Genomic DNA, 7,301 nt, shown 5'->3' with positions numbered 1-7,301 from the left:
CCGGTGACCAGGCCCGGCACGTCCGCGAGCCCGGGCGCGGGCGCGGGCGCGCCGGGGCATCCCGGTTACGACACGGTGTTGGTGATCGATTTTGGCGCGCAGTACGCCCAGCTGATCGCCCGACGGGTCCGGGAATGCCACGTCTACTCGGAGATCGTGCCCTGGGACATGCCTGTGGACGAGATCCTCGCCCGCAGACCGTCCGCACTGATCCTGTCCGGTGGGCCGAAGTCGGTGTACTCGCCGGGAGCGCCTCGGGTCGACCCCGCGTTGTTCGACACCGGGTTGCCCATTCTCGGCATCTGCTACGGCCACCAGGTGATGGCCCAGACGCTGGCCGGCTCGGTCGCCCGAACCGGAACAGCAGAGTACGGAGCGACTCGCCTGTCGGTGACCGAGCCGGGCGTGCTGTTCGACGGCCTGCCGATCGCCCAGCAGGTGTGGATGTCGCACGGCGACTCCGTGACCGCGGCCCCGCCCGGCTTTCGGGTGACGGCGTCCACCCCGTCGACCCCCGTCGCCGCCTTCGAGGATCCGGCCCGCCGCCTCTACGGCGTCCAGTTCCATCCGGAGGTGGTGCACAGCGAGCGCGGACTCGACGTGCTGCGGCACTTCCTGCTGGTGGGCGCGGGCTGCCGACCGACCTGGACCATGGTGAACATCGTCGACGAGGCGGTGGCGGCGGTGCGCGCGCAGGTCGGCTCGGGCCGGCTGATCTGCGGGCTGTCCGGCGGGGTGGACTCCGCGGTCGCCGCGGCGCTCGTGCACCGCGCCGTCGGTGACGCCCTGACCTGTGTATTCGTGGACCACGGCCTGCTGCGGGCGGGCGAGGCCGAGCAGGTCGAGCGGGACTTCGTCGCGTCCACCGGCGTCGATCTCGTCCACGTGAAGGCGGCCGACCGGTTCGCCGCGGCGCTGGCCGGAGTGACCGACCCGGAGCGCAAGCGGAAGATCATCGGTCGGGAGTTCATCCGGGTCTTCGAGGAGTCGGCTCGCGAGCTGGAGGCCCGCGCCGAGGCCGAAGGCGCGACGATCGAGCACCTCGTGCAGGGGACGCTGTACCCCGACGTGATCGAGTCGGGTTCCCCGACCGCCGCGAAGATCAAATCGCACCACAACGTCGGTGGCCTGCCGGAGGATCTGCGGTTCGGGCTGGTCGAGCCGTTGCGCACCCTGTTCAAGGACGAGGTCCGCCGCCTTGGCGAGGAGCTCGGTCTGCCCGAGGAGATCGTCTGGCGCCAGCCGTTCCCCGGCCCGGGACTCGCCGTGCGCATCATCGGCGAGGTCACCCCCGAGCGGCTCGACGTGGTCCGGGCGGCCGACGAGGTGGTCCGCGACGAGATCCGCCGGGCCGGGCTGGACCGGGAGATCTGGCAGGTCTTCGCGGTGCTGCTCGCGGATGTGCGCTCGGTCGGCGTGCAGGGCGACGAGCGCACCTACGGACACCCGGTGGTGCTGCGCGCGGTCACCAGCGAGGACGCGATGACCGCCGACTGGGCGCGGCTGCCCTACGGGCTGCTCGAACGCATCTCCAACCGGATCGTCAACGAGGTGGGGCAGGTCAACCGGGTCGTCTACGACATCACCTCGAAGCCCCCGGGCACCATCGAGTGGGAGTAGGCCCGCCGGCCGGGGCCGGCCCGGCGGCCTGACCGCCGCCGGGCGCCCCCGGTTTGACGTCCCGGCAAGTCCGGAGCAGGGTGGACAGTGTGACCGTGCACAAGATGGCCATTACGTAGGCGCGCACCCGAGCTCCGGGTCCGCGCGCCATGCCCTTCCGCCTGCTCGGCGGGGGGCTTTTTTGTTGCCGCGGTCACGGCGAGGTGGCCGCACAGCCGCCGGGAGAGGCATCATGACCGCACCAGCCGCAGATGACCAACCGACGCCCGGGGGCGAGGACCCCGGGCCCGGCGAGGCGGACCCCGGCGTCTCGGTGGACCCGGGCATCTCGGTGGGCCCGGGCGTCTCGGTGGATCTGAGTGTGGCGGTCATCGAGGCGGCGGCTGGGGTGCTCGACGGTGTGGCGCGGCGGACCCGAGTGGTCCGGGATCCGGGCCTGTCGGCCGCCCTTGGCAGCCCTGTGTGGTTCAAGTGCGAGCACGAGCAGCACACCGGCTCGTTCAAACTGCGTGGTGCCTTCCACCGGGTGGCGACCGCGGACCCCGCGGCGCGTGCCCGGGGGGTCGTCGCGGCCAGTGCCGGCAACCACGCCCAAGGGGTGGCGTTCGCGGCGGCCACCTTCGGCGTCCCGGCGACGATCTTCGTGCCGGCGGGGGCGAATCCCGTCAAGGTCGCCCGGACCCGCCGGTGGGGCGCGCGGGTCGAGGAGGTGCCCGGAGGGGTGGAGGCGGCCCTCGCGGCGGCCGCCGAGTTCGCCGCCCGCGGCGGGTGCCTGCTGGTGCATCCCTTCGACGATCCGGCCGTGGTGGCCGGGCAGGGCACGATCGGCCTGGAGTTGCTCGATCAGGTGCCGGACCTGCGCACCGTCGTGGTCGGCGTGGGCGGTGGCGGCCTCATCAGCGGGGTTGCCGCAGCGCTGCGAGCCCGTCGACCGGACGTGCGCGTGATCGGGGTGCAGTCGGTGCTGGCGCCTGCCTTCGCGGCATCGCTGCGAGCCGGTCGGCGGCTCACCGCGGCGGTGGGCGTCGATCTGCCGGTCACCGATCTGCCGGGCGCCGCGGCCCGCGGCCGGGTCGTCCCGGTCATCCCCGGCAGCCGGTTGTCCGGGCGGGCGATGCTGCCCCGTTCGGCGGCGAGGCCACGCACGATCGCCGACGGCATGGCGGTGAGCGAGCCGGGTGCGCTGACCTTCGCGCTCGCCAGGAGGCTGGTCGACGAGGTGGTGACCGTGGACGAGGCCGCCTTCTGGGAGGCGATGGTGCTGCTGCGGCGGGCCGGTCTCGCGGTGGAGCCGGCCGGAGCCGCGCCGATCGCGGCGCTGTTGCGCCACGGCGGCCTCGCCCAGGGACCGACCGTGGCGATCCTGTCGGGAGGCAACATCGATCCCGGGGTGGCCAGCCGGGTCAAGTCGCTGGCGGCCGTCGCGACCGACGACGTCGGCGGGCTGCGGACCACGGCCTGAGCCGGCCCGCCGAGCAAGGGGCGGCCGAGGTGACCATAAGGTGGCGATACGGGGGTCGGTGACGTCGCGGCCGGATGGCACAGCCCGGCGGACCGGCCCGCGGCAGGCCGCCGCCCGGTCCGTCCGGGAGGCGGCACGTCCCCGGTGAGCCCGGCTCCGACCAGTCCGGCGTCGAACGTACGATCGAGGTCTGATGAGCACTCTGTTCGGTGAGTCCCCCCGCGCCTTCGGCGAGTCGGCCGCGGGCGTCGGCGGCGGCGTGCCCTACGACCTGTTCGGCCCGGCGGTGCTTGCCCCGCCCACGGGCGGCGACGGGGGCGGCGGGGCACCCCGGCTCGACGCCGAGGGCCTGCTCGACGGGCTCAACCCGCAGCAGCGGGCCGCCGTGGTGCACATCGGCGCGCCGTTGCTGGTCGTGGCGGGCGCGGGCTCCGGCAAGACCCGGGTGCTGGCTCATCGCATCGCCTACCTGCTCGCGGCCCGGGGCGTCCGGCCCGGGGAGGTTCTGGCGATCACGTTCACGAACAAGGCCGCGGCCGAGATGCGGGAGCGGGTCGGCGCGCTGGTGGGCCCGCGGGCGCGGGCGATGTGGGTCAGCACGTTCCACTCGGCCTGCGTGCGCATCCTGCGGTCGGAGGCGAAGCGGCTCGGCTACGGGTCCTCCTTCTCCATCTACGACGCCGCGGATGCGCAGCGACTGATCACGCTGGTCACCCGGGATCTCGACCTCGACCCGAAGCGGCACCCGGCGCGCGGGCTGGCCGCGCAGATCAGCAACCTGAAGAACGAGCTGATCGACTGGGAGGCCGCCCGGGACCGGGCGAGCAGCCACCAGGAGCGCACGGTCGCCGAGGTCTACGCCTCTTACCAGCAGCGGCTGGCCCAGGCCAACGCGCTCGACTTCGACGACCTGATCATGATGACGGTCAACCTGCTCCAGGCGTTCCCCGACGTCGCCGAGCACTACCGGCGCCGGTTCCGGCACGTGCTGGTGGACGAGTACCAGGACACGAACCACGCCCAGTACGTCCTGGTGCGGGAACTCGTCGGTCAGCCCGCGCACGACGAGGCCGACGGGCCGGGGTCGCCGGCGCCGGCGGAGGCGTCGGCATCGACCGTCACGTGGGCGTCGGGCGCGGTGCCGCCCGCGGAGCTCTGCGTCGTCGGTGACGCCGATCAGTCGATCTACGCCTTCCGCGGGGCGAACATCCGCAACATCGTGGAGTTCGAGGAGGACTTCCCCGCCGCCGCGGTGATCCTGCTGGAGCAGAACTACCGTTCCACCCAGACCATCCTGTCCGCCGCGAACGCGGTGATCGCGCGCAACAACCAGCGTAAGGCGAAGCGGCTGTGGTCCGACGCGGGTGACGGGGAGAAGATCGTCGGATTCGTCGCCGACAACGAGCACGACGAGGCCGCCTTCGTCGCCGAAGAGGTCGACCGGCTCACCGACGCGGGGCTGGCCCGGCCCGCCGACGTCGCGGTGTTCTACCGGACCAACGCGCAGAGCCGGGTCTTCGAGGAGATCTTCGTCCGGGTCGGGCTGCCCTACCGGGTCGTCGGCGGGGTGCGCTTCTACGAGCGCCGGGAGATCCGCGACCTGCTCGCCTACCTGCGGGTGCTGGCCAACCCGAACGACACGGTGAACCTGCGCCGCATCCTCAACGTGCCGCGCCGCGGCATCGGGGATCGGGCCGAGGCGGCGCTCGCCGGGTTCGCCGAGGTCGAGCGGATCGGGTTCGCCGAGGCGCTGGAGCGCGTCGGCGAGGTGCCGGGGATCGCCACCCGCTCGGCGAAGGCCGTGCGTGAATTCGCCGCGTTGCTCGCCGATCTGCGTGCGATCGAGGCGGATGGACCGGTGGCCGTCGTCGAGGCGGTCCTCGAACGCACCGGCTATCTGTCCGAGCTTCTCGCGGAGGACACGGTCGAGGCTCAGGGGCGGGTCGAGAACCTGCAGGAGCTGGTCGGCGTCGTGCAGGAGTTCACCGAACGCAATCCGAACGGCGCGCTGGCCGAGTTCCTCGAGCAGGTCTCGCTGGTCGCCGACGCCGACCAGGTCCCCACCGACGACGGCTCCGACGGCGTCGTCACCCTCATGACCCTGCACAGCGCCAAGGGCCTGGAGTTCCCCGTGGTCTTCCTCACCGGTCTGGAGGACGGCGTCTTCCCGCATCTGCGGACCCTGGGCGACCCCACCCAGCTGGAGGAGGAGCGCCGACTGGCCTACGTGGGGGTCACCCGGGCCCGCTCCCGGCTGTACCTGACCCGCTCGGTCGTCCGCAGCGCCTGGGGGCAGCCGGCATACAACCCGCCGTCGAGGTTCCTCGGCGAGGTGCCCGACGCGCTGGTCGACTGGCGCCGCCTCGTCGAGGCTGCGCCGGAGCCGGCCGCCCGGCCCTGGGGCGGTTCGGGCGGTTCGGGCGGGTTCGGCGGTTCGGGCGGGTTCGGATCGGGTGCGGCCGGGCAGGGCGGCGGTGGCACGCCGGCCCGCAAGGCACTGCCGAACTCACCGTTCGCCGGCCGCGGCCGCCCCTCGGCTCGGCCCGTGCTGGAGCTGCGCCAGGGCGACCGGGTGACTCACGACAGCTTCGGCCTCGGCGTCGTCGTCGCCACCGGCGGGGTGGGGGATTCGGCCGAGGCGACGATCGACTTCGGCGCGGACGCCGGGACCAAGCGCCTGCTGTTGCGCTACGCCCCGGTCGAGAAGCTCTGAGTCCCGGTCGAGAACCTCTGAGCCCGGGTCGAGAAGCTCGCAGCCGCGGTCGAGCAGGTCTGCCCGCTCCGGCGCCGCCGTCCCGGCCAGCCAGCCGGCAACCCGGTGCGCCACCGCCCCGTTGAACGCCAGCGAGTGATGACCGAGCCCGGGGACGGTGACGTTCACCGCGTCCAGGTCCGGATGGTTGAGCGCGGCCTGGGCCGGGGGGACCACCGTGTCCCGCCCGGCGGCGACCGCGACGAAACGCGTCCGGCAGTCCGGCGCCGGGCGGCCGAGCTCGACCAGCAACGGTGAACCCGGCCGCAACTGGGCGACCAGGGGATAGGGCAGCGCCCGGGGCACCAACTCGGCCAGCCGGGTGCCGCCGTGCGGGGTGGCCAGGGTGACCAGCAGGTCGACCTGCTGGTCACCGCCCATCCGCTGGACGTGGTAGCGGGCGACCAGGCCGCCCAGGGAGTGGGCGACGACGTGCACGCGACCACCGTCGCCCGCCGCGGCCGCGACCGCGGCGGCGAGTACCCGGGCTCCGTCCTCGACGGTGGTGGTCCACAGGGGCAGCTCGACCGCCCGTACCCGGCGAAAGCCCCGTCGGCGTAGCTGATGGTGTAGGCGGGCGAAGACCGACCGGTTGTCGACCAGCCCGTGGACCAGCAGGATCGGCGTCCCGGCCGCATCGGGCGCGCGCACCAGCAGACCGCGCTGCAGCGGTGGCAGACCGCCGAGGGAGTACGGTTCGTCGTCCCGGTCCGGCTGGCGGCGCAGCGCGCTCGCCGGATAGAGGGCCAGATGGGCGGCGATCCAGGCGGTCTCGACAGCGAGTCCGCGGGCGTTGTCTCCGGTGGCGCGCAGCCCCGCGACGAGCGCGCGGTGGGTCGGTGCCTGCCGGGGTGCTGGTGGTACCCGCTCGCCGATGGCCGATCACCTTCCTTCGTCGCGCCGGCACACCGTCGCGGGGTGTTTCCGGGCGTGTTCGCCCGATCTCACCGGGACCGGGTCGAGAAACACAAAGAGATTACAGACCGTCACGTAGTCCTGTCGACCATCGCTGCTGGCGCCGCTCTCGGCGGTGCGCCGGGTCCTGCCAGGAGAGCTCGGCGAGTAGCCCCGCGGCCGCCTGCGCCACCTGGTCCGCGGTGGTCGCGGGCAGCAGGCAGTCGGCGAAACCGAGCCGGTGCAGATCCGTCGGCCGCAGCCCCGCCTGGTCCGCCGCCTGCTCGGCCGGGATGCGCAAGGTCGTCGCGGCGCCCTCCGGGGAGAGTGCCGTGAAGTAACTGTTCGGAGTCATGGCAACCATGTCGGTGACCGCTGCGGCGAGGGCGCCGCCTGACCCGCCCTCGCCGAGCACCACCGACACGGTCGGGGAGGGGCAGGCGAGGACCGCCGCCATCGCGTCCCCGATCGCCGCGGCGATCCCGGCGGCCTCGGCCTGCGCGCCGCCGGCCGCGCCCGGGGTGTCGACGAGGGTCACCAGCCCGACCCCGAGCTTGCCCGCCAGCCGGGCGG

General features: G+C 73.6%; 4 protein-coding genes and 1 pseudogene. 3 read left to right on the top strand and 2 right to left on the bottom strand.

Annotated features, from left to right (window positions below; all coding sequences use genetic code 11):
- Positions 1-3 precede the first annotated feature (3 nt).
- The 3 genes from guaA to pcrA all read left to right on the top strand — a co-directional run bounded on the left by guaA (position 4) and on the right by pcrA (position 5,795).
- Positions 4-1,620, top strand: a complete 1,617-nt coding sequence (gene guaA / locus ND748_RS20915; protein ID WP_308205679.1) for a glutamine-hydrolyzing GMP synthase — start codon at positions 4-6, stop codon at positions 1,618-1,620.
- Between the two features lie 232 nt (positions 1,621-1,852).
- Complete coding sequence (locus ND748_RS20910; RefSeq protein WP_251747689.1) at positions 1,853-3,082, top strand: threonine/serine dehydratase; 1,230 nt, start codon at positions 1,853-1,855, stop codon at positions 3,080-3,082.
- Between the two features lie 193 nt (positions 3,083-3,275).
- Positions 3,276-5,795 carry a DNA helicase PcrA gene (gene pcrA, locus ND748_RS20905; RefSeq protein WP_251747688.1) on the top strand — a complete coding sequence of 840 codons (2,520 nt, stop codon included), beginning with the start codon at positions 3,276-3,278 and terminating at the stop codon, positions 5,793-5,795.
- A gap of 366 nt (positions 5,796-6,161) precedes the next feature.
- Here pcrA and ND748_RS34705 read toward each other — a convergent pair.
- Both ND748_RS34705 and ND748_RS20895 read right to left on the bottom strand, forming a co-directional pair.
- Positions 6,162-6,485, bottom strand: a pseudogene (locus ND748_RS34705) (esterase/lipase family protein); the annotation flags it as partial.
- Between the two features lie 325 nt (positions 6,486-6,810).
- The coding region (locus tag ND748_RS20895) for a carboxyl transferase domain-containing protein (protein WP_285902465.1) at positions 6,811-7,301 on the bottom strand (491 nt) is incomplete at its 5' end.

The organism is Frankia sp. AiPs1, from assembly GCF_023716945.1.
Lineage (GTDB): Bacteria > Actinomycetota > Actinomycetes > Frankiales > Frankiaceae > Frankia.
Note: the sequence above shows the minus strand (reverse complement) of the source record. Positions and strands in the feature narration are given on the sequence as shown.

Excerpts from the sequence above, each read along its gene's own strand:
- pcrA (WP_251747688.1), top strand. The coding sequence starts at position 3,276 with ATGAGCACTCTGTTCGGTGAGTCCCCCCGCGCCTTCGGCGAGTCGGCC.
- ND748_RS20910 (WP_251747689.1), top strand. The coding sequence starts at position 1,853 with ATGACCGCACCAGCCGCAGATGACCAACCGACGCCCGGGGGCGAGGAC.